This is a genomic window from Oerskovia sp. USHLN155 (assembly GCF_037145535.1).
Classification (GTDB): Bacteria; Actinomycetota; Actinomycetes; order Actinomycetales; family Cellulomonadaceae; genus Oerskovia; species Oerskovia rustica.
The window spans coordinates 205,952-227,702 of record NZ_JBBCXG010000001.1 but is presented as its reverse complement, the minus strand read 5'-3'; the positions used below and the strand labels follow the sequence as shown (position 1 = coordinate 227,702).

The window sequence follows — 21,751 nt, the reverse complement described above, 5'->3', positions numbered from 1 at the left end:
CGTGACGGCGTACTCACTCAGCCTTGTTCGCCCGCTTCAGCAACCATTCGCGGACGGTCGGCACGGAACTCAAGAGCCGCGCGACCTCTAAACCTTCGTCACGGGAGATCACCCTCGCCAGTGGGGCAAACTCAGCAGGACGGACATCCAGGAGGCTCAGCACACGATCCCCTGTACGAAGTTCAACGAGCAACTCGCACCGGAGATGACGGGGGATGTCAGGACGATGGTCCAACGAATGCCACAACGCAGGCCGCAGGTAGTGGGCCCCTCCACCTGCGACGTTCTCCTGCACCCACACCGGATCAAGGCGCTTGTTCAGCCTGCGCCCACAGGCGCGCTCCTCGAGTTCGAGCAAGGTCGGCGTGTCCACCACCTTCACCTCACGCGGCACCGAAACCGAGCGATTCCCTGTCGGATCGGACACCACAAAAGAACCCGAGGTTTTGGGCACTTGCGAGTGGTAGCGAGTGGACTGTGCTCTGCCTGCTGCACGGCGCACCGCGGAACTAATTAGCAGCTCGCTTTTCACTGCCAAAACGCCTGACGTCCTTGCTATTCGACGAGAAACTCTTGAAAGCCGCCATCGCAAAACTCCAGACTCCCAGCTAGTGCTGCCAGGGCGACTGGCTTCCAGTGATTGATCCCCAAGCGCGCACGAATACTACGTGAAGCGCGGGCCAGATGATCAGCAACTCGCGAGGCTCCACCTATCCCATGCAGTTCATGGAGCCCCCTCGCTTGCTCCGCGACCTCCTCAATCGCCTGCGTTTCGTATAGTTCGCCCAGTCGAAGAAACTCGAACTGTCGGCGCAGCGGCGAAATAAGATCCTCGGGGAGTGAACTAGACGACTGCACGGAGTACTTAAGACTGAGATGGGGTTCGAAACTCAACGACACATGCAAGAACGGCGTAGTTGAGTTGAACAACACAGAATAGGGGTGCACAAAGAGAGGCCCTAGCGAATCTGAGACCTTGTCACCCTTGAGGTTATTACATACGCTGCAACAGGGCACTAGGTTGGTTGGAAGCACAGAGTATTCTGGGTATATCGACTTCGGCAGGAAGTGGTCGAGTTCTGACGTATCTCGGTGGCCGCAAAGGCAGCATTTGAGGCTAAGAGAGAGAATTGCCGAACCCTCAGACCTGAGTCTCCCGCTGCGAATAACTTTGTAAGTCTTGTGGAGAATACCAACATCCAAGGCGTTCCAAGCAACTGTCGGGTGGGTGCCGTCAACCAGGTCTGGGGAGTAGGAATCGCACCTTTGCGAAACCCTAGGCCGTAAAAGACGCATGCGGGTGAGCGCATCTTCAGCGGTGCTGGAATTGCGGACGCGGTCGTAAAGCTCCATACCCGCTTGATCAGGTGGGTCAAGAAAAATAATCTCAACCACCCCTGTTGGAGAATCGGAGAAACAGGGCGTGCGCTTGCGCGCTCAGACCCATCGGAAATAACTGCTCGAGGTCGCCCTCGGACCTACTCTGGGCGAGTTCTCGTAGAACTCCTTGATAGTCGGTGGAGCTGCTATCGAGAGAAAATACATGTCTCGTAATCTCACCAATGTTCGAACCGAATGTCTCGATCGTCGGAGTCTGAACTGTGGTCTTACTGCCGATGCGATTCAGAACTCGAACTGACGAGGCCGGGACCTCCTGGAGCACTACAGGGCTATGCGTTGCGATCAATCCAAAGGAGTCAAACTCCTTAAGCAGATACTGAGTCGCCTTCAGAAGCGCAGCCAGAAGAGGTGGATGGAGGTGGCTTTCGGGCTCGTCGAGTAGAACCAATGAACGTTTCCGGAGGTGAGCGGCGAGTTGCACCACGATATTTAGGACGATCTTATGTCCAGTGCTAAGTCTCCCCAAACTTGTTTCCGCTTCAAAAGAGTCGTCTACCCATTCGTCTGGTCGGATCCCAATTCGACCGAACGAGGGCTCGGCTCCAATGATTTGCAAGGCGCGCCGCACGGCGTCAGCACCTTTGGAGCTCTGAGCGGATTTCAGCGCCCGCATGAATTCACGGTCAATCTCGCTTATGCTCTTCAGTTCGACTTCCGAACTATCGGCACCGACGACGCGGCGCAGACCGCAGTAAGTGTAGCCGAAGAACTCAGTCTTTCCCCGCTTGTCGTTAGTTGAGCCTTGAAGCGAGTCAATCTCGGGAAGTTTGAAGGTGTCGAATGCGCTATATGAGACGGCGACAACGGCCGCGAATGTACGGTCTTCACCCGTTAGGTGTGGCGATTCCTTGGTCAGCGGGCTATTAGCGCCGACTTTGCTGACCAGCCTAGCAATTTCGGCAAGCAGACGGGTTTTACCTGCGCCGTTGTATCCAATCAGGGCATTACAGCGTCCGGGTACCGGCCCAGTGTCGTCGAAGTTGAACTGCACCTCTGAGCCGCTTGAGGGATCTACGTACGAGAAACTCGCGCGTTGACGGGCACGGGTGGAACCGCCCCCGATAAACTCTACTGCGGTCTCGAGTACGTGTTGAGCTTCGCCGAACCGTAGGAGCGATAGCTCCCATGCCGGATATTGTTCTGCCCGCTCCCTAACTTCTGAATTGGCGATAACGTCGTTCATTGATTCAAGGTACGCATCGCGCATCGCCTTCGGGAGCGTGCCGAGCTTCTCGTAGTATTCGATATCCTGGCCAAGTGAAGCGTACTCGCCAGACAGTCGCTTAAGAGGTGCTAGCGGGAGTTCTGTGCGTCCCGATTCTTGTCCTAGTTTCATGATCTTTACGCCACCGAGGTCGATGGGGTTGAAGCCGGGGGCGGAGATTTCCACACCGTACAGGGTCTTGAACCCGAAGTCGTCCCAATTGTCGTCTAAGAGTGAGACGTGTAGGCGCGAGTGCCCCGCGCGGGTGCTATGAGACCACTTTGACCTCTCAATGCGTACTCTCATTCTTCTCTTTCGTGTCTGAGGTAACTTTCGGAACCTCGTGAATGTCCGATCCGCCAGGCGGATGCTTGCTCGATTGTCGCATTGCTGGCGGGTGGTTCACACTTCCCTGCGGGCGAGTCTTCAAACTGACGTGACGCTGGGTCGTAGGGGGACGTCACGCCAGGGCACACTGACCTCACGCGTGAGCGCGCTCGTCACAGCGACGGCCCTCACCATAACGGTGACGGTCGTCGCGTTTGCCGCTGGCAGCGTCGACGCCACGCGCTAACCTGACTGGGCATGTCTTCTGCATGCGGGTCCACGTGGTGCAGGCTGAGAGGACGACGGCGGCGCGATGGGTGATGGCGAGCTTCTCGTAGCCGGTGGCCAGGGGGCGTCACCACTTGGCCAGACGAAACAGCGCTCGACGCCGTTGGGTCGGCGTTCTCCCGCTGCAACCGTTTGATCTCCCGCGGCGGCCTCGGTCGTCGCCCCAGGCCGCTCGCCCGCTTCGACCTGCGCACGCCGCTGCCACGACTGAACGCCCCCAAGGAGCCAGCCGCCTCGCATTTCGGAGGCGAACCGGGGCTGACGTCGAAGCCGAGTCGCCGCAGTACAGGGGCAGTCGGGCCCTCACCACCACTGAACTCTGAGGCGGCCAGGCCAGCCGCTGCACCAAGGACGGCCTTGGAGGCGTACTGCCGCCCCTCGTAGACGATTCGGTAGGTCCGGGCACGACCAAACCCATACCTGGCGTGGCAGGCATCTTCGCCGAGGCGGTCGTGCTCCGCGATGGCTCGCAGGACATCGCCTCTTAACACATCATCGAACCTGGCCACGATCCCGAGCCTAGGGCCTGGGATCGGCTGGCCACGCGTTCCCTGGGGGAAAGTCACCCGACGTTCGTCGTTTCGTTCTCATAAGTGAGCCCCCATCGGAGGCAGCAGAAATGACAGTGAGGATGGGTTCCGGTGACTATGTTCACGGTTGAGTGCCCACACGGCTACCCGAACTCACTCACGTCGGAGGGGAGCCCCATGTGCCCGATCTGCCGACATGCCATGCCTCCCCCACCCGCGTCGCCTTGGAAGCCGCCATCGCTGCCCGGATCGTTACGTCGCCTGCGGCGGCCTCGGCCTCCTCGCGTTCGCGCCGGGCCACGGCCTCCGCGGGCGGCGCCCACTCCGCACGGGCGTCGGAATGCGGACCCGGTTGAGCCAGTGGCGCGCGTCGCTCTTCGTAAGGAACGTCAGCGGGCGGTCGTCCTCGGTCCGCGCAGAGAGGAACTTCCCGTCGGGAGCCGGGTACCGCGCTTGCCACCGCTTCGACGGGAACTTGCGCAGCCGGCCCCATGCCTTGCGGCGACCCCCCGCCGTTCGCTGGGCCGTCGTCGCCTCCGCCATGCGCGCCCTTCCCCCAAGCCCTTCGTGCGGCCCCGGACGAGAGGGGCACGACACGACGATACGCGCCGCCGTGCCCCTGCGTGCCCCCAAGATGGACATTCCTGTCCCCAGCCGACCCCGGTTGTCCACCATGATCCAGGCATAGAAAGAGGCCCTGATCCGCGGCAATACCGCAGATCAGGACCTCCTTTGAGCAGGACGCTCGCACCGGTCCGTCCTGTCCAGGTGTCAGAAGTTGATCATGTGCCCCGCGAGCCCGTGAATGGCCTCCTGCACGGCCTCCGACAACGTCGGGTGCGTGTGCACGTTGCGCCCCAGCTCGGACGCCGTGAGGTCCCACTTCTGCGCGAGCGTGAGCTCGGGCAGCAGCTCGGACGCGTCGGGGCCGATGAGGTGGCCGCCGAGCAGCTCGCCGTAGCGGGCGTCGGCGACGAGCTTGACGAAGCCCGTGGGCTCGCCGAGGCCGTGCGCCTTCCCGTTGGCGGTGAAGGGGAACTTGGAGACCTTGACGTCGAAGCCCTCGTCGCGGGCCTGCTGCTCGGTGAGGCCGAAGCTCGCGATCTGCGGCTGGCAGAACGTCGCGCGCGGCATCATGCGGTAGTCGCCGAGCGTCATGGTTTCGGCGCCGCCGATGGTCTCGGACGCGACGACGCCCTGCGCCTCGGCGACGTGCGCGAGCATGAGCTTCGCGGTGACGTCACCGATCGCGTAGATGTGGGGCACGTTGGTGCGCATGACGTCGTCGATCGCGATCGCGCCGCGGTCCGTGAGCTGCACGCCCGTGTTCTCGAGCCCGAAGCCCTCGACGTTGGGCGCGAAGCCCACAGCCATGAGGACCTTGTCGACCTCGATCGAGCCGGGCTTGTCGTCCTTGACGCCCTTGTAGGAGACGGTCACCGACGATCCACCGTCAACGACCGTCTGCACCGCGGTCGACGTCAGGATGTTCACGCCGAGCTTCTTGTACTGCTTGGCGATCTCCTTGGAGACCTCGATGTCCTCGTTGGGCAGCGCACGGTCGAGGAACTCGATGATCGTCACGTCGACGCCGTAGTTCTTGAGCACGTACGCGAACTCCATGCCGATCGCACCGGCTCCGACGATCGCGATCGAGCGCGGCAGCTCGCGCGTCAGGATCTGCTTCTCGTACGTGACGACGTTCTCGCTCAGCTCGACGCCCGGCAGCAGGCGGACCTTCGAGCCCGTCGCGATGATGACGTTCGCGAACGTCACGGTGTCGGTCTGGCCCGAGGACAGCGCGACGTCGATCGTGTTCGCGTCGCGGAACGTGCCGCGCCCGTCGTACTCGGTGATCTTGTTCTTCTTCATGAGGAAGTGCACGCCCTTGACGCGGCCGTCGGCGACGTCGCGGCTGCGGTCGAACGCCTTGCCGAAGTCGAACGACACGTCGCCCGACATGCCGAAGAAGTCGGCCTGGTGCGTGAACAGGTGGGCGAGCTCCGCGTTGCGCAGGAGCGCCTTGGAGGGGATGCACCCGACGTTGAGGCACACACCGCCCCAGTACTTCTCCTCGATGATCGCGACGGACTGGCCGAGCTGGGCCGCGCGGATGGCGGCGACGTAGCCGCCGGGGCCCGCGCCGAGGACGACGACGTCGTAGTGGTTAGCCATGGGGACCAGCCTAGGACGTCTGCCCGACGGCGGTGCGACCGATCGCGTCACACGTCGCCCGGGCGGTGGCGCCGTCGGGCAGCGGGTACGTCGCCCTCGGCGCGCGGACGGGCCGCGACGGCGGGGCGCCGGAGTCGTTACGATGCGCTACAGCCGCGTCGATTCCCGACCTCAGGGCTCGTGGGCGGCGACACGGGCCTCGTGGAGACCTCATGGCCGTTGGACTCGTAGCCCTCCTGGACGACATCGCAGCGTTCGCCAAGCTGGCGGCCGCGTCCGTCGACGACATCGGCGCCGCTGCGGGGCGGGCGAGCGTCAAGGCGACCGGTGTCGTGATCGACGACACCGCGGTCACACCCCAGTACGTCGCCGGGCTGGCCGCGAAGCGCGAGCTGCCCGTCATCAAGCGCATCGCGATGGGCTCGCTGCGCAACAAGCTCCTGTTCATCCTCCCCGCGGCCCTGCTGCTGAGTCAGTTCCTGCCGTGGCTGCTCACGCCGCTGCTCATGGTCGGCGGCGCCTACCTCGCGTTCGAGGGCGCCGAGAAGCTCTGGGAGATGGTCTCGGGCAAGCACGCCGAGGCCGTCGACGACGCTGCGGCGAAGAAGGCCGTCGACGAGGACAGCGTGGTGTCGAGCGCGGTGCGCACCGACTTCATCCTCAGCGCCGAGATCATGGTCATCGCGCTCAACGAGGTCGCGACGGAGGGCTTCTGGGCCCGCGCGATCATCCTGGTCGTCGTCGCGCTGCTCATCACGGCGGTCGTCTACGGGATCGTCGGGCTCATCGTGAAGATGGACGACATCGGCCTGCACCTGGCGGGGCGCGAGACCGGCTGGGTCAAGTCGTTCGGCCACGGCCTGGTCAAGGCGATGCCGCGCGTCATGGCCGTCATCTCGATCGTGGGCACCGTCGCCATGCTGTGGGTCGGTGGCCACATCCTGCTGCAGGGCACCTACGACCTGGGCTGGCATGCGCCCTACGACCTCCTGCACGTCCTCGAGGACGCCGTGCACGGCGTCCCGGCGGTCGGCGGGTTCCTGGTGTGGCTCGTCGACACCCTGGGTTCGGCGATCGTCGGCGTCGTGGCGGGTGCGGTCGTCGTGACGGTCGTGCACTTCATCCCGCGCAAGAACAAGCACTGATCCTCGCCCTCGCAGGGGCGCTGCGGGCGGGTTCCCGGTCCTCCGGGAGCCCGCCCGTTCTCGTTCTCGCGGCGCGTGTGGGTGGCCACCCCTACCGTGGGAGGACCGCCAACGAGTCGCAGGAGGATGTCATGGGCTTGCAGTTCGGGTTCGTCGGGAGCTTCGGTTCCGCGTCAGAGCTGGTCACGATGGCCCGTGAGGCCGAGGAGCACGGCTGGGACGGCTACTTCACGTGGGACGGCATCAGCCTGCCCGGCATGGAGGGGTACGACCCGTGGGGCATCCTCGCCGCGGCCGCCGTCCAGACGCAGCGCGTGACGCTCGGCGCGCTCGTGTTCGCCCTGCCGCGCAGGCGCCCGTGGGAGCTCGCGCGCCAGGCGCTGACGGTCGACCACCTGTCGGGCGGTCGGCTGGTCCTGCCGGCGGGTGTCGGGGTGCTCGACGACGCCGGCTTCAGCGCCGTCCCCGGTCAGCTCACGTCGCTGCGCGAACGGGCCGAGCTGCTCGACGACGTCCTCGCGTTCCTCGAGCGTTCCTGGTCCGGTGAGGCGTTCTCGTTCGACGGGAAGCACATCTCGACCGGCGAGATGACGATCTCACCCCAGCCCGTCAACGGGCGCATCCCGGTTTGGCCTGTGGGCGTCTTCCCGAGCGAGAAGTCGATGAGCCGCGCGGTGCGCTGGGACGGCGTGACCGTCCAGCTCCGCGGCGACCGCGGCATGGACCCGCTCACGCCCGTCGAGGTGCGCGAGGTCGCCGGCTGGGTCGCCGAGCACCGTGACCCGGGCGCCGGGCCGTTCGATCTCGTCGTGCAGCGCGACTTCGCGACGGACCTCGACGCTGCCGCCGAGGACGCGCGAGCGCTCGAGGCTGCGGGCGCGACCTGGTGGCTCGAAGCCGGCTGGGACCCGACGAAGGTGACGGCAGAGTCGCAGCTCGCAAGGATCCGCCAGGGCCCGCCGCGCCCCTGACCTTCGGCGGGTGCGGCGGCCACCCTCGGTGCCCCCCGCGAGCACACGCCGACGGCGCCGCTCCCCCGCCCAGGGGAAGCGGCGCCGTCGGGCAGTGACCTGCTCAGGCGAGCGTCACACGAAGGGGCGCGCCGCCTCGATCTCGACCGTCGGCAGGTGCTTCGCGGGCAGCGTCTTGGGACGCCATGACGCACGCGTCTGCTCGAACGCCGTGATGTCGCCCTCGTGCTGGAGGGTCAGGCCGATGTCGTCGAGGCCCTCCATGAGGCGCCAGCGCGTGTAGTCGTCGATCTGGAAGCGGACCACGACGTCGTCGGCCGTCGCGGTGCGCTCGACCAGGTCGACCGTGACCTCGGTGCCGGGCTTGGTCTCGAGGACCTTCCACAGCAGCTCGATGTCCTCCTGGGCGACGATGCCCGCGACGAGGCCCTGCTTGCCCGAGTTGCCACGGAAGATGTCCGCGAAGCGCGAGGCCAGCACGACCTTGAACCCGTAGTCCTTGAGGGCCCACACGGCGTGCTCGCGCGACGAGCCGGTGCCGAAGTCGGGGCCCGCGACCAGCACGGAGCCGGACGTGTACGCGGGCTGGTTCAGGACGAACGCGGGGTCGCCGCGCCACGCCGCGAACAGCGCGTCCTCGAAGCCCGTGCGCGTCACGCGCTTGAGGTAGACGGCGGGGATGATCTGGTCCGTGTCGACGTTGCTGCGGCGCAGCGGGACACCGACACCGGTGTGGGTGGTGAACTTCTCCATGATGCTTCTGCTTCCTCGATGAGTGTCGTCAGGGGGCCGGTGTCAGACCTGCAGCGGGACGCGCGGGTCGAGCGGCGCGAGCGGGGTGCCGTCGAACGACGTGATGTCGACGTCGGCGGGCAGGTCCAGGTCCGCCAGCGAGGACAGGGTCCCGCGGATGGCGGTCGCGGCCGCGACGAGCGGCGACACGAGGTGGGTGCGCCCACCCTTGCCCTGGCGACCCTCGAAGTTGCGGTTGGACGTGGAGGCCGAGCGCTCGCCGGGGGCGAGCTGGTCGGGGTTCATGCCGAGGCACATGGAGCAGCCGGCGTTGCGCCACTCCGCACCGAAGTCGAGGAAGATCTGGTCGAGCCCCTCGGCCTCGGCCTGGAGCCGCACGCGCGCCGAGGCGGGCACGACGAGGACGCGCAGCGAGTCGGCCTTCTTCTTGCCCTGGACGACCTTGGCGACCGAGCGCAGGTCCTCGATGCGGCCGTTGGTGCACGAGCCGATGAAGACCGTGTCGATCGCGATGTCGCGCAGCGGCGCGCCCGGGGTCAGGCCCATGTACTCGATCGCACGCTCGGCGGCGACGCGCTCGTTCTCGTCGGCGATCTCCGAGGGGACGGGGACGTTCGCGGACAGGGGCAGGCCCTGGCCGGGGTTGGTGCCCCAGGTGATGAACGGCTCGAGGTCGGCCGCCTCGAGGACGACCTCCTCGTCGAACGTGGCGTCGTCGTCGGACCGGAGCGTCTTCCAGTACTCGACCGCGGCGTCCCAGTCGGCACCCTCGGGCGCGTGCGGGCGGCCCTTGAGGTACTCGAACGTGGTCTCGTCGGGCGCGATCATGCCGGCGCGCGCGCCTGCCTCGATCGACATGTTGCAGACCGTCATGCGGGCTTCCATGGTCAGCTTGCGGATGGCCTCGCCGCGGTACTCCAGGACGTAGCCCTGACCGCCGCCCGTGCCGATCTTCGCGATGATCGCGAGGATGATGTCCTTGGACGTCGCGCCCGGGGGCAGCTCGCCGTCGACCGTGATGGCCATGGTCTTGAAGGGCGCGAGCGGGAGGGTCTGGGTCGCGAGCACGTGCTCGACCTCGGACGTCCCGATGCCGAATGCGAGGGCCCCGAACGCGCCGTGCGTCGAGGTGTGCGAGTCGCCGCACACGACCGTCAGGCCGGGCATGGTGAGCCCGAGCTGCGGTCCGACCTGGTGGACGATGCCCTGGTCCGCGTCGCCGAGCGAGTGGATGCGCACGCCGAACTCCTTGGCGTTGTTGCGCAGCGTGTCGATCTGGGTGCGGCTCGTGAGGTCCGCGATCGGCAGGTCGATGTCGAGCGTGGGGGTGTTGTGGTCCTCGGTCGCGATCGTCAGGTCGGGACGGCGCACCTGCCGGCCGGCGAGGCGCAGGCCCTCGAAGGCCTGCGGACTGGTGACCTCGTGGATGAGGTGCAGATCGATGTAGAGGAGGTCGGGCGACCCGTCGGTGCCACGTCGCACCAGGTGCGCGTCCCAGACCTTCTCCGCCAGCGTGCCGGCCATGTTGGTTCTCTCCTACCTGTGTCCTGCGGTGGTCGCTCACGCGGGGGCCGTGGGCGACGATCGGGGGGTACATCTCGGTCGTGGACCGGGCGGAAACTCCTGGTCCTTCGTCGACACGACACCCGCTGACTTGCATCTCACTGTGCGAGACGTCAATATCGACCTATGGACAATTCTAGCGGAGTCGGCGTGCTGGACAAGGCGGCGTCCGTTCTGGGCGCTCTGGAGTCGGGACCAGCCACCTTGGCCCAGCTCGTCACCGCCACCGGACTCGCCCGTCCGACGGCCCATCGCCTCGCGGTCGCACTCGAGCACCACCGCATGGTGGCCCGCGACATGCAGGGCCGTTTCGTCCTCGGGCCGCGCCTGAACGAGCTCGCGACGGCCGCCGGCGAGGACCGCCTGCTCGCCGCGGCGAACCCCGTTCTCACGGCGCTGCGCGACCACACCGGCGAGAGCGCCCAGCTCTACCGCCGCCAGGGGGATCATCGCATCTGCGTCGCCGCGGCCGAGCGCCCCGTCGGCCTGCGAGACTCGATCCCCGTGGGCGCGACGCTCACCATGGGCGCGGGCTCCGCGGCCCAGGTGCTGCTCGCCTGGGAGGAGCCGGACCGCCTGCACCGCGGCCTGCGCGAGGCCGTCTTCACGGCCACGATCCTCTCGGGTGTCCGACGGCGCGGCTGGGCCCAGTCCGTCTCGGAGCGCGAGCTCGGGGTCGCCTCGGTGTCGGCGCCCGTCCGCGGACCGTCCGGGCGCATCGTCGCCGCCGTCTCGATCTCGGGGCCGGTCGAGCGCCTCACGCGCCAGCCCGGCCGCCTGCACTCGGGCTCGGTCGTCGCCGCAGCCAACCGACTGACCGAGGTCCTGCGCCGCGCCGGAGAGTAGCCGTCCATCGGCCGTGGGACCGTGAGGGGTGGGGGCCGAGAGGCGCCCACCCCTCACGGCGTCCGGCACCCAGCCACGCCCTGGCGCGTCCCAGTGGTGCTGCGGCCTTGCCCCGCCATGTCCGGACACGGGACCCACGACCGATTCGGGCGAAACGCTAGACTCGGCCCCGGCGCGCCTCCGACGGCGCTCCGCCTGTTCGCTCCACCATGGCGGGCAGAGCCGAGAACCGCCCCGATCGACGACGTGAGGACCACACGATGCCCGGCAAGGCCAAGACCATCCTGATGTGGGTCGTCATCGTCTTCCTGCTGTACGCGGTCGTCCAGAGCCCCGACCGCGCGGCGGACATCGTCCAGGCGATCTGGGACGTCATCCTGGGCGCCTTCCAGAGCTTCGGGCAGTTCGTCCAGTCGCTCATGAAGTAGGCGCACCGTGGCGCAGGACCTCCCCTCGCAGGCGTACGAGTCTGCGCCGCGCCTGAGCGCGCGCCACCTGCGGCGCTACATCCTGCCCGGTGAGCGCGTGGTCCTGGCCACGCGTGCCCACTGGGGCAAGCTCGCCGAGCCCGTCGCCACGACGGCCGCCGCCTTCCTGCTCGCGGCCTGGCTCGTCAGCGTCCTGGCTCCTGCCGTGGGCGAGGGCTCGCTGCTGCTCTGGTGGGCCTGGGTGCTGGTCGCCCTCCGTCTGCTGTGGAAGGTCCTGGACTGGCGCAACGAGTGGTTCGTCGCGACCGACAAGCGCATGCTCCTGATGTTCGGGCTCGTGACCCACAAGGTCGCGATGATGCCCCTCGGCAAGGTCACGGACATGAGCTACAGCCGCTCGATCCTCGGGCGGATCCTCGGCTACGGCCAGTTCATCCTCGAGTCGGCCGGGCAGGACCAGGCCATGAGCCGCATCAACTGGGTCGCCAACCCGGACGCCACGTACCGGAAGCTGTGCGACACGATCTTCATCCCCGGGGGGCGCGGCGGGCCGTGGGGCCAGCAGCCGCAGGGCGGCGCACCCGGTGGGGGCGCGACTCCCCCGCCCCCCGCACAGCCCGCGCAGGCTACATATGCGACAGCTCAGCAGGCGCCGACCCCTGTCCCGGGCCGGTTGAGCTGGGCACCGACGAGCGACGGGCCCGAGGGCGACCTGTCGGCCGCCGCGACACAGCCCATCGCCGTGCGCTCGGTGCAGGCCGGCGGGCAGGGCCACCTGTTCGTCGCACCCCGCGGCAGCTCCCCCCGGCTGGACGGCTCCGACCGACCGGTCATGGCTCCCCCGCTGCCGCCGGACCCGGTGACCGACCGGCCGGACCGCTCAGCCCGGCCGGAGCAGCCGGAAGAGATCGCCGAGCAGATCGGCGACGGCCTCGGCGACGGGCCCGACGGTGAGTCCGACGGTCCCGCATGGGAGGTCTCCGACGACGACCGCGGCCGGTTCGTGCCCGTCACGCCCTGGGACCCGCAGAGCGGGTGGCAGGCCACGGACCCGTGGTCGCGCCCCGAGGGCGCGTCGGGCCCGCCGTCGGCGAACCCGCCCGTCCCGCCCCTGCCCCGCTGACTCGTCGGCCTGGCCCACGGGTCGGTGGGCTCGTCGGCTGTCGCGGCCGAGACCCTCCGCCCCGGGGCCGGAAGCAGGGCACCGTGACATCTCCGCCAGGTTCGGGCCCTTCGACCCTGTTCTCGACGCAGGTCCCCAACCTACGGTGCAGTAACCACCCGCCCCAGGCCTGAGAAGGGTCCACCTGTGACCACGCTGTCCCTGCCCGCCCCCGCATCGTTCCCGCCCCTACCTCGTGTGATCCAGGGCGGGATGGGGATGGCGGTCTCGTCCTGGCGACTCGCGTCGGCCGTCGCACGCACGGGGCAGCTCGGCCTGGTCTCCGGGACCGCGCTGGACCTCGTCCTGGCGCGCAGGCTGCAGAACGGCGACCGCGACGGCGCGGTGCGCAGGGCGCTCGACGCCTTCCCGGTGCCGCGGTTCGCCCAGCGGGTGCTCTCGCGCTACTTCCGTCCCGAGGGGCGCGGCGAGGGCCAGCCCTACGCCCCCGTGCCTCGCCTCGCGCTCCGTCAGACCCGCCTGGCGCAGGAGCTCATGATCCTGGGCAGCTTCGTCGAGGTGTGGCTCGCCAAGGAGGGGCACGACGGGCGGGTGGGCATCAACTTCCTCGAGAAGATCCAGATGGCCGCTCCTGCGGCCGCCTACGGGTCGATGCTCGCCGGCGCGGACTACGTCGTGACCGGGGCGGGCATCCCCCGCGACATCCCGCACCTGCTGGACCAGCTCGCGGGTCATGAGGCCGTCCAGTTCCCCGTCACGGTGGTGGGTGGCAGCCACCACACGGTCGATCTCGACCCCGACACGCTCCTCGGCGGGTCGCTGCCTCCCGTGACGCGGCCCACGTTCCTCGCCGTCGTCTCCGCGCACGCCCTGGCCGAGCACCTGGTGCGCGAGGACCACACCCGGCCCGACGGCTTCGTGGTCGAGGGCCCTCCTGCCGGCGGGCACAACGCCCCTCCCCGCGGGCGCCTGACGCTCGACGAGGCCGGGCAGCCGGTATTCGGCCCACGCGACCAGGCCGACCTGACGAAGGTCGCCGCGATCGGGCTGCCGTTCTGGCTGGCGGGCGCGCAGGGCACCCCGGAGGCGTTGGCCACCGCGTGCGAGGCCGGGGCGACGGGCGTCCAGGTCGGCACGCTCTTCGCGCTCTCGACCGACTCGGGGCTCGACCCTGCCCTGCGCGAGGACGTGCTCGCGCGGCTGCGCGCCGGGACGCTCGACGTACGCACCGAGCCGCTCACCTCGCCGACCGGCTTCCCGTTCAAGGTCGCCCAGCTCCCGGGCACCCTCTCGGCCACGGACGTCGCGGCGGCGCGGCCCCGGCTGTGCGACCTGGGCTACCTCCGCACCCCGGTCGAGAAGGACGACGGCAAGGTCACCTATCGCTGCCCCGCGGAGCCGGCCCACATGTTCGAGCGCAAGGGCGGAGGGGCCGACGACGCCGTCGGCCGGTCGTGCCTGTGCAACTCGCTCGCGGCCGACGTCGGGCTCGGTCAGACACGTGCCGACGGGTACGTCGAGCTCCCCCTCGTCACCCTCGGGGCGGACGTCGCCGGAGCGGCGCGGCTCGCAGAGCGGCACGACGGCGCCTGGTCGGCCGGCGACGTGCTCGACTGGCTCCTGGACGAGGGGGCGCCGGCCTCGACGATCGGCGCCTGACGGGCTCAGCCCGGGGTCGGGACGCGACGGCTCCTGACCTTCTCCAGCTGGGCCGACAGGTCCCAGTCCCCGGGGCGCGCGCCGGGTGCGAACCACGGGGCACCCCCGTCGACCCAGGCCTTGCGGGCTCGGAGCGCGGTGCGCCAGGAGACGTCCTGCACCCCGCTCTCGGATCCGCAGCAGTCGCAGACGGCGTGGAGAGGAGTGCCCCCGTGCCACAGCTCCTCCGGGTCGCCCGGGTCGGACCAGCCGCAGACCCTGCACGTCACGTCGATGAACATCGCAGGAACCTAGCACCTTCGTCCGTCGCGCGTCGGACGGGTCGCCGACCGGATGCTCCCCCGGAACGGGTAGCCGACCGGATGCCCCCCGGAGACGACGAAAGCTCGACCATCTTCCGATGATCGAGCTCTGCGTTGGTACCCCCAACGGGATTTGAACCCGTGTTACCGCCGTGAGAGGGCGGCGTCCTAGGCCGCTAGACGATGGGGGCCAGGACCGCTCCCCCACCCAGAAGGGCGAGTGAGCGTCATCGAGGCCCGGTCATCTGACGATGGCCAGGCCTCGTACGTACCCCCAACGGGATTTGAACCCGTGTTACCGCCGTGAGAGGGCGGCGTCCTAGGCCGCTAGACGATGGGGGCCTAAGCTCGTCACCCCGAGGGGCGCCGTGCCGTTGAGAACTCTACTGCACGTTTCGTGTCGGTTTGACCGACTCGATGCGCTGCATGCTCTGCGCTGGGGTACCAGGACTCGAACCTAGAATGACGGTACCAGAAACCGTTGTGTTGCCAATTACACCATACCCCAAGGAGGTATCAGCGCCGCACCCTCGTCCCGTTCCCGGGCCGCGGTTGAGCGCCTCACCGAGAGAAAACATTACCGGACACTTCCGGCCCGGCCAAATCGCCCTCGCGACGCCCGGCTGCGTCGCCCCCGCCGCTCGGCCCGCCTCGTCCGACCGCGCCCGGCTGCGGCGGCAGCCGGTCCACGGCCCCGTACGACACGTCGTGCGCCAGATGTAGACCTCGCCGCCCGGACGTGGCACCGTCGAAGACGTGAGCACCGACGACGCCCCGACCCCCGACCCCCCGCGCGCCTCGCACGCCGCGCGCGCGTCCTCGTTCGGCGCCGGAGCGGGAGAGTATCGCGCCGTCCGGCCGTCCTACCCGGACGCCGCGATCGACTGGATGCTCCCCGCGGGGGCACGGCACGTGCTCGACCTCGCCGCGGGCACGGGCAAGCTCACCGAACGCCTCATGGCGCGCGGGCTCCACGTGACCGCCGTCGAGCCCTCCGAGGGCATGCGCGCCGAGCTCCAGGACGCCGTGCCGGGGGCCCACGTCCTGCCCGGGACCGCCGAGCGCATCCCTCTCGAGGACGGGAGCGTCGACGCGGTCCTCGTCGCCCAGGCGTGGCACTGGTTCGACGTCGCCGTCGCGGTCCCGGAGATCGCGCGCGTCCTGCGTCCCGGCGGGCGCCTGGGCGTCGTGTGGAACGTCCGCGACCACACGGTCGACTGGGTCGAGAGCTTCACCGAGATCATCCATCGGGGCGACTCGCTCGAGCCGGTCCACCGGACGCCCACGATCGACGGCGCCGACGGGGCCTTCACGCCGCTCGAGCACGCGACCTTCTCGTGGGCGGACCGGCTGCCGGCCGCGTCGCTGCGGACGCTCGCGTCCACGCGCAGCCACCTCCTGACCCTGCCGGCGACCGAGCGCGACGAGCTGCTCGACGCCGTCGACCGGCTGGTAGCCACGCACCCGGCCCTCGCCGGCCGGTCCGAGATCGACCTCCCGTACCGCGCCGAGTGCTGGCGCGCGGACCGCGTCCGCGGCACCGACACCGACGCGGCCGACGCGTGAGCGCCCAGCCGGAGGATCTCGCGACCACGCTGGCCCCTGGCCCCGTCACGCCCGACGACGTCCGCGCGGCCTCCCGTTGGCTCGCCGACGGCGTCGCGCGGCATCCCGATGCGGCCTTCGACGCGCAGGCGGGGCCCGTGCGGTGGTCGTGCTGGGCGACCGCCGAGCACGTCGTCGACGACCTCCTGGCCTACGCGCTCCAGGTCGCGGGCCTCCCCCTGCTCGACTACCTGCCGCTGGCGGGTCCCAAGGGTGAGGACGAGATCGCGCACGTCAAGCGCGAGGCCGGACCGGCGGGCCTGGCCGAGGTCATCGTCGCGGGCGGTGAGCTGCTCGCCGCCCAGGTCGCGGCCCGTCCCCCCACGGCCCGCGCCTACCACCCGTACGGGCTCTCGGACCCGGAGGGCTTCGCGGCCATGGGGGTCGTGGAGATCCTCGTCCACGGCCGGGACGTCTTCCAGGGACTCACGGGCACGTCTCCGACGCTGCCCGAGGGCATGAGCGCCCGGGTGCTGGCCCGGCTCTTCCCCGACCTGCCGCCCACCGCGCTCGACCTGGCCCCGGACGACGCCCTCGTGTGGGCGACGGGCCGCAGCGACCTGCCCGGCCTGCCGCGACGGACCCGTTGGCGCTGGGACGCGAGCGTCCGGTAGCCCACCGCCTGGTGGCGACGTCGGAGAGTCGTCGCCGCCAGGCCGGGGGTGTCGGGTCGGGGGTGTCAGGTCGCCGTCACGGGGCGTCACGTCAGGAGAAGCACTGCGACGAGCGAGGTCCCGGTCACGACCGCGGCCGACGCGGTGCCGAGCACGAGCGCGCGCCGACCTGTGCGGACCAGGTGCGCGGCGTCGACCCCGAGGCCCATCGCGAACATCGCGGCGGTGAACAGCAGCGTGGTGACCATGGTCGTCACCTCGATGACGGACGCGGGCAGGACGCCCGTGCTCCGCACCAGCACGGCCACGAGGAAGCCGACGACGAAGAGCGGCACGGGTGGCGTCCGGCGGGCCGCCGAGGCCCCGGAGCCCCCCGCGGCGACCTCGACGTCCGCGGGTGGCGCCACCCGCTCGCGCCGAGCCCTCAGCACCCCGGCCCCGGCCACGAGCGGGGCGAGGAGCACCACGCGGGCCAGCTTGCTCACGGTCGCGGTCGCGAGGGCGGCGGCCGAGACGGCGCCGCCCGCGGTCACGACCTGCGCGACCTCCTGGACGCTCGCGCCGATCCACAGTCCGGCGCGGTCGTCGGCGAGGCCCAGCAGCCCGGCGAGCCACGGCAGCACGAAGATCGCGAGCGACCCGAAGATCGTGACGAGCGCGAGCGCGGTCGCCACGGCGTCGTCGGCCTCGCGGCGCGACTCCTCGTCGTCGCCGCTCCCGACGACTCCCTGCATCGCGGAGATCGCGGCTGCGCCGCAGATCGAGAACCCCGTCGCGACGAGCAACGAGGTCACGCGCGGCACGCGCAGGGCCCGTCCGAGCGCGAGCGTCGCGCTGAAGGTCACGGCGACCGTGATCCCGACGACCGCGAGCCCTCGCCACCCGAGCGCGAGGACCTCGGGCAGCGAGAGCTGGAGCCCCAGCAGCACGACGCCGGCGCGCAGGACACGCGTCGCGGTCCACCGCGCCCCCTCCTGGGTGCGGGACGTGAGCACCGCGGCCCACCGCGCGACCCCGGCTCCCTGCCCGACGGCGGCGCTCGCCCCGCCCGCGCGCCGCAGGCTCCCGAGCAGCGAGCCGACGGCGGCGCCCACCAGGAGGGAGAGCACGAGCGGCGAGAGCGGGACCACCTGCGCGAGCAGGTAGGCGCCGAGGGTCGCGACGGCGCAGAGGACGAGCCCGGGGGCGGCGCGCCGGATCCAGGGTGCGGGGCTCCCGGTCGGGGCCGGGCCGCCGGACGTGGCGGGGCGGTCGGGGGCGCGCGTCGCGCCCGGGGTGCGGGCGGCGAGGTCGTTCGTGGGGGTCATGCTTCCACGGTGCCGCGACCGGACCCGCACCAGAAGGCCCGGTTCACGACCTAGCCATAGGATGAGGCTATGACCGAGGCCGACCGGGGAGCCCCCACGAGCACCGCTCACCCGCGCCGCGAACGCACCTCGCTGGCCCTGCTCGAGCTGCTCGTCGCGACCGACCGGCACGGGTCCATCAGCGCGGCCGCTCGTGCGCTGGGGGTGTCGCAGCCCAGCGCCTCGGCCGGCATGCGACGCCTCGAGAGGCACCTGGACCTCGAGCTCGTGACCCGCTCGACCCGCGGAGCCCGCCTGACCGAGACGGGGCGCGCGACCGCGACCTGGGCCCGTGAGGTCATCGACGCCTCTGACAGGTTCGAGACCTCGGCCGCGGCACTCCGCGAGGCCCCCTCGGCCCGCATCCGGCTCGCGGCGAGCCTCACGATCGCCGAGTACCTCGCGCCCCGATGGCTCGCGACGCTCGCTGCTCCGAGAGCCGCGGGCGGCATGACCGGCCCGGAGGACCCGACCCCGGCCCCCGACGTCGAGCTGCTCGTCCGCAACTCGCGCACCGTCATGGAGCTCGTGCTCGCCGACGAGGCAGACCTCGGGTTCATCGAGAGCTCGACCATGCGGCGGGGGCTGCGCAGCCGCACCCTCGCCCGCGACGAGCTGCTCGTCGTCGTCGCCCCCACGCACCCGTGGGCGTCCCGGAGGCGCCGCACCGCGACCGTCGACGAGCTGCTGGGCGGAGGCCTCGTGGTGCGCGAGCGCGGGTCCGGCACCCGGGAGACCCTCGAGAAGTCGCTGCTCGCGACGGGCGCTCGGCTACCGGAGCACCTGCCCTACCTGGGGTCGACCGCGTCGCTCAAGACCGCCGTGCAGTACGGCGGGGCCGTCGCGGTGCTGTCCCGGCTCACCGTGGCCGACGACCTCGCACGAGGCTCGCTCGTGCAGGTCGACGTGCCCGGCCTGGACCTGACCCGGCGGCTGCGCATGATCTGGAAGGACGGCACCGAGCTGACGGCGGCGGCACGGCGCATCGCGGCGGTCGCGACCGCGAGGTAGAACGCGCCGCGCACCACCTCGAGCGGCACGTTCTACCTCGCCGTCCGACGAGCGGTCAGCGGCCGTCGAGCACCAGGTCGCCGACCTCGTCGAGGCTCGCCACGACGTGCACCCCGGCCGCTCGCGCGGCCTCGGGATCCTCCTCGGCCGGGCCGCCGCGCCGGGTCCCCGGCCGGTCGATCCACACGCCCGTCAGCCCGGCCGCGGCGGCCGCGCGGGCGTCGACGTCGAGCTCGTCGCCCACGTAGACCGTGCGGGCCGGGTCGGTGCCCAGGCGCGCGCACGCCTCGACGAAGACTCTCGGGTCCGGCTTGCCGAAGCCCAGGGTGTCGACGCCCACGAGCATCGGCACCTCGGACAGCCCCGACCGCGACAGCTTGTCCGTCTGGAGCGCGACGGCCGCGTTCGACAGGGCGCCCACCCGCACTCCCGCGGCGGCGAGCCGCTTGAGGACGGGGGCGGCGTCGTCGTGCGCGCGCCAGCCCTCCTCGAACGTGCCCCAGAAGACCGACCTCCAGCCTGCGTACCCGTCCTCGTCGAGGACCGCACCGCCGAACGTCTCCTGGAGCTCGTTCGCGCGCAGCATGCGCTGCCCGTCGAACGTCAGCTCGCCGCGCGTGTACGCCCGGTACCAGCCGTGCGGGTCGCTGCGCCACAGCGCCAGGACCTCGCCGTACCGCTCGACCGGCAGCTGCGGCAGGTACACCGCGCACACCGCGTCGATCGCGAGCGCGAACGCTCCGCGGGTGTCGACGAGCGTGTCGTCGACGTCGAACAGGACGCCGTCGACCGCGCCGGGCGCCGCTCCCCCACCGGGGTGAGCGGCACCGCCGGGGTGAGGGGCGCCGTCGGGCAGCGTGGCCTCAGGGGTGCTCACAGCGACGCGCGCAGCGCACGCAGGCGCGCGAGGGTCGACTCCTTGCCGAGGATCTCCATCGACTCGAACAGCGGCGGCGAGACGCGACGGCCCGTCACGGCCACGCGCAGCGGCGTGAACGCGAAGCGCGGCTTGATGCCCATCTCCTCGACCAGGACGGCCTTGAGGGCCTCCTGGACCGGGTCGGTCGAGAAGTCGTCCAGGGCGTCGAGCACGCGGATCGCGGCGTCGAGCACGGCCGGCGCCTCCTCGCGCAGCGCGGCGCGCGCCTCGTCCTCGACGGGCACGGCGTCGTCGGCCACGAATAGGAAGCCCAGCATGCCCTTGGCCTCGCCGAGCAGGACCATGCGCTCCTGCACGAGCGGGGCACCCGCCGTGACGAGCGCCTGGTGCTCGGCCGACAGGTCCGCGAACGAGTCCGCCGGGACGAACCCGCCCTGGTGCAGGTACGGGACCAGCCGGTCGCGGAAGTCCTCGGGAGCCAGCATGCGCAGGTGCGTCGCGTTGATCGCCTCGGCCTTCTTCAGGTCGAAGCGGGCCGGGTTCGGGTTGACGTCGGCGACGTCGAACGCCGCGACCATCTCCTCGACCGTGAAGATGTCGTTGTCCGCGGAGATGCTCCAGCCCAGCAGCGCGAGGTAGTTCAGCAGGCCCTCGGGCGTGAAGCCGCGCTCCTTGTGCAGGAACAGGTTGGACTCGGGGTCACGCTTGGAGAGCTTCTTGTTGCCCTCGCCCATGACGTACGGCAGGTGACCGAACTCGGGCATGACCTGCGCGACGCCCAGCTCGAGCAGCGCGCGGTACAGCACGACCTGGCGCGGCGTCGAGGACAGCAGGTCCTCGCCGCGCAGCACGTGCGTGATGCCCATGAGCGCGTCGTCGACCGGGTTGACGAGCGTGTACAGCGGCTGGCCGTTGCCGCGCACGATCACGTAGTCCGGGACCGAGCCCGCACCGAACGAGATCTCGCCGCGCACCAGGTCCGTGAACGACACGTCGGTGTCGGGCATGCGCATGCGCAGCACGGGCTCGCGACCTTCGGCGCGGAACGCGGCCTTCTGCTCGTCCGTCAGGGTGCGGTCGAACCCGTCGTAGCCCATGGCCTTGGGGCGACCGGCTGCGACGTTGCGCGCCTCGATCTCCTCGGGCGTCGAGAACGACTCGTACGCGTACCCGCCCTCGACGAGGCGGCGGACGACGTCCTGGTAGAGGTCCCCACGCTGCGACTGGCGGTAGGGCTCGTGCGGGCCGCCGACCTCGACGCCCTCGTCCCAGTCCATGCCGAGCCAGCGCAGCGCCTCGAGGAGCTGCTGGTAGCTCTCCTCGGAGTCGCGCGCGGCGTCCGTGTCCTCGATGCGGAAGACGAACGTCCCGCCCACGTGCCGGGCGTACGCCCAGTTGAACAGGGCCGTGCGGATGAGGCCGACGTGCGGCGTCCCCGTGGGCGACGGGCAGAAGCGGACGCGGACGGGCGAGGAACCAGGTGCAGGGATCACGTCCCACAGCCTATCGCCGCCCGGTCGTGCGGGCCGTGCGCCGGCTCCGCGCCCGCTCGGCAGCCCGCCGGCACGAGGCCGGGCACG

Annotated in this window: 18 protein-coding genes and 3 tRNA genes; 9 read left to right on the top strand and 12 right to left on the bottom strand. The window is 70.1% G+C overall.

Annotated elements, in window-relative coordinates; all coding sequences use genetic code 11:
- Nucleotides 1-13 precede the first annotated feature (13 nt).
- The 3 genes from WFH32_RS00990 to lpdA all read right to left on the bottom strand — a co-directional run bounded on the left by WFH32_RS00990 (nt 14) and on the right by lpdA (nt 5,925).
- Complete coding sequence (locus WFH32_RS00990; RefSeq protein ID WP_336705947.1) at nt 14-454, bottom strand: hypothetical protein; 441 nt, start codon at nt 452-454, stop codon at nt 14-16.
- Nucleotides 455-1,387: 933 nt separating this feature from the next.
- Entirely contained in the window at nt 1,388-2,791 is a 1,404-nt protein-coding gene (locus tag WFH32_RS00985) for an AAA family ATPase (RefSeq protein WP_336705946.1), read from the bottom strand.
- 1,730 nt (nt 2,792-4,521) lie between these two features.
- Nucleotides 4,522-5,925, bottom strand: a complete 1,404-nt coding sequence (gene lpdA, locus WFH32_RS00980; RefSeq protein ID WP_336705945.1) for a dihydrolipoyl dehydrogenase — start codon at nt 5,923-5,925, stop codon at nt 4,522-4,524.
- Between the two features lie 212 nt (nt 5,926-6,137).
- On the opposite strand from lpdA, the gene WFH32_RS00975 reads away from it, so the two are divergent.
- Nucleotides 6,138-7,070, top strand: a complete 933-nt coding sequence (locus WFH32_RS00975) for a DUF808 domain-containing protein (protein ID WP_336705944.1) — start codon at nt 6,138-6,140, stop codon at nt 7,068-7,070.
- A 131-nt stretch (nt 7,071-7,201) separates the two neighbouring features.
- Nucleotides 7,202-8,041 carry an LLM class flavin-dependent oxidoreductase gene (locus tag WFH32_RS00970; RefSeq protein WP_336705943.1) on the top strand — a complete coding sequence of 280 codons (840 nt, stop codon included), beginning with the start codon at nt 7,202-7,204 and terminating at the stop codon, nt 8,039-8,041.
- A 114-nt stretch (nt 8,042-8,155) separates the two neighbouring features.
- Here WFH32_RS00970 and leuD read toward each other — a convergent pair whose 3' ends face one another.
- Together leuD and leuC are read right to left on the bottom strand one after the other, a co-directional pair.
- Nucleotides 8,156-8,794: a 3-isopropylmalate dehydratase small subunit gene (leuD, locus tag WFH32_RS00965; protein ID WP_138825117.1), complete on the bottom strand. Its 639-nt coding sequence runs from the start codon at nt 8,792-8,794 to the stop codon at nt 8,156-8,158.
- 42 nt (nt 8,795-8,836) lie between these two features.
- Nucleotides 8,837-10,318, bottom strand: coding sequence for a 3-isopropylmalate dehydratase large subunit (leuC, locus tag WFH32_RS00960; protein WP_138825119.1), 1,482 nt, complete (start codon nt 10,316-10,318; stop codon nt 8,837-8,839).
- Nucleotides 10,319-10,483: 165 nt separating this feature from the next.
- On the opposite strand from leuC, the gene WFH32_RS00955 reads away from it, so the two are divergent.
- From WFH32_RS00955 to WFH32_RS00940, 4 genes are all read left to right on the top strand, one after another.
- A complete protein-coding gene (locus tag WFH32_RS00955) occupies nt 10,484-11,203 on the top strand; it encodes an IclR family transcriptional regulator (RefSeq protein ID WP_030150819.1) in 720 nt (239 codons plus the stop codon).
- Nucleotides 11,204-11,463: 260 nt separating this feature from the next.
- Nucleotides 11,464-11,631, top strand: coding sequence for a hypothetical protein (locus tag WFH32_RS00950; protein ID WP_164984114.1), 168 nt, complete (start codon nt 11,464-11,466; stop codon nt 11,629-11,631).
- 7 nt (nt 11,632-11,638) lie between these two features.
- Nucleotides 11,639-12,754: a PH domain-containing protein gene (locus WFH32_RS00945; RefSeq protein ID WP_336705942.1), complete on the top strand. Its 1,116-nt coding sequence runs from the start codon at nt 11,639-11,641 to the stop codon at nt 12,752-12,754.
- 186 nt (nt 12,755-12,940) lie between these two features.
- Nucleotides 12,941-14,413 carry a nitronate monooxygenase gene (locus WFH32_RS00940; protein ID WP_318244284.1) on the top strand — a complete coding sequence of 491 codons (1,473 nt, stop codon included), beginning with the start codon at nt 12,941-12,943 and terminating at the stop codon, nt 14,411-14,413.
- Between the two features lie 5 nt (nt 14,414-14,418).
- On the opposite strand, the gene WFH32_RS00935 is transcribed toward WFH32_RS00940, so the two are convergent.
- The 4 genes from WFH32_RS00935 to WFH32_RS00920 form a co-directional block, all read right to left on the bottom strand.
- A complete protein-coding gene (locus WFH32_RS00935) occupies nt 14,419-14,694 on the bottom strand; it encodes a hypothetical protein (protein WP_191798410.1) in 276 nt (91 codons plus the stop codon).
- Between the two features lie 136 nt (nt 14,695-14,830).
- Nucleotides 14,831-14,906, bottom strand: a tRNA-Glu gene (locus WFH32_RS00930).
- 78 nt (nt 14,907-14,984) lie between these two features.
- Nucleotides 14,985-15,057, bottom strand: a tRNA-Glu gene (locus WFH32_RS00925).
- A gap of 94 nt (nt 15,058-15,151) precedes the next feature.
- Nucleotides 15,152-15,223 (bottom strand) — tRNA-Gln (locus WFH32_RS00920).
- A 248-nt stretch (nt 15,224-15,471) separates the two neighbouring features.
- Between WFH32_RS00920 and WFH32_RS00915 the strand changes: the two genes are divergently transcribed.
- Nucleotides 15,472-16,281 (top strand): class I SAM-dependent methyltransferase, encoded by an 810-nt coding sequence (locus WFH32_RS00915; protein ID WP_336705941.1) that lies wholly within the window; start codon nt 15,472-15,474, stop codon nt 16,279-16,281.
- Entirely contained in the window at nt 16,278-16,934 is a 657-nt protein-coding gene (locus WFH32_RS00910) for a hypothetical protein (protein ID WP_336705940.1), read from the top strand. Before WFH32_RS00915 ends, WFH32_RS00910 begins: the two co-directional genes overlap by 4 nt.
- An 86-nt stretch (nt 16,935-17,020) precedes the next feature.
- Here WFH32_RS00910 and WFH32_RS00905 read toward each other — a convergent pair whose 3' ends face one another.
- Nucleotides 17,021-18,241, bottom strand: a complete 1,221-nt coding sequence (locus WFH32_RS00905; RefSeq protein ID WP_336705939.1) for a YeiH family protein — start codon at nt 18,239-18,241, stop codon at nt 17,021-17,023.
- Between the two features lie 69 nt (nt 18,242-18,310).
- Here WFH32_RS00905 and WFH32_RS00900 point away from each other — a divergent pair, with 69 nt between their 5' ends.
- Nucleotides 18,311-19,291: a LysR family transcriptional regulator gene (locus WFH32_RS00900; RefSeq protein WP_191797760.1), complete on the top strand. Its 981-nt coding sequence runs from the start codon at nt 18,311-18,313 to the stop codon at nt 19,289-19,291.
- A 55-nt stretch (nt 19,292-19,346) separates the two neighbouring features.
- On the opposite strand, the gene WFH32_RS00895 is transcribed toward WFH32_RS00900, so the two are convergent.
- Both WFH32_RS00895 and gltX read right to left on the bottom strand, forming a co-directional pair.
- Nucleotides 19,347-20,168 carry an HAD family hydrolase gene (locus WFH32_RS00895; RefSeq protein ID WP_336705938.1) on the bottom strand — a complete coding sequence of 274 codons (822 nt, stop codon included), beginning with the start codon at nt 20,166-20,168 and terminating at the stop codon, nt 19,347-19,349.
- On the bottom strand, nt 20,165-21,664 hold the full coding sequence (gene gltX, locus WFH32_RS00890) for a glutamate--tRNA ligase (protein ID WP_191797762.1): 1,500 nt from the start codon (nt 21,662-21,664) through the stop codon (nt 20,165-20,167). The genes WFH32_RS00895 and gltX overlap by 4 nt, the downstream gene beginning before the upstream one ends.
- Between the last annotated feature and the right edge of the window lie 87 nt (nt 21,665-21,751).

Coding starts and splice junctions, on each gene's coding strand:
- lpdA (WP_336705945.1), bottom strand. CDS start 5,925: ATGGCTAACCACTACGACGTCGTCGTCCTCGGCGCGGGCCCCGGCGGC.
- WFH32_RS00905 (WP_336705939.1), bottom strand. CDS start 18,241: ATGACCCCCACGAACGACCTCGCCGCCCGCACCCCGGGCGCGACGCGC.
- WFH32_RS00935 (WP_191798410.1), bottom strand. CDS start 14,694: ATGTTCATCGACGTGACGTGCAGGGTCTGCGGCTGGTCCGACCCGGGC.
- WFH32_RS00970 (WP_336705943.1), top strand. CDS start 7,202: ATGGGCTTGCAGTTCGGGTTCGTCGGGAGCTTCGGTTCCGCGTCAGAG.
- WFH32_RS00955 (WP_030150819.1), top strand. CDS start 10,484: ATGGACAATTCTAGCGGAGTCGGCGTGCTGGACAAGGCGGCGTCCGTT.
- WFH32_RS00950 (WP_164984114.1), top strand. CDS start 11,464: ATGCCCGGCAAGGCCAAGACCATCCTGATGTGGGTCGTCATCGTCTTC.
- WFH32_RS00900 (WP_191797760.1), top strand. CDS start 18,311: ATGACCGAGGCCGACCGGGGAGCCCCCACGAGCACCGCTCACCCGCGC.
- leuC (WP_138825119.1), bottom strand. CDS start 10,318: ATGGCCGGCACGCTGGCGGAGAAGGTCTGGGACGCGCACCTGGTGCGA.
- leuD (WP_138825117.1), bottom strand. CDS start 8,794: ATGGAGAAGTTCACCACCCACACCGGTGTCGGTGTCCCGCTGCGCCGC.
- WFH32_RS00975 (WP_336705944.1), top strand. CDS start 6,138: ATGGCCGTTGGACTCGTAGCCCTCCTGGACGACATCGCAGCGTTCGCC.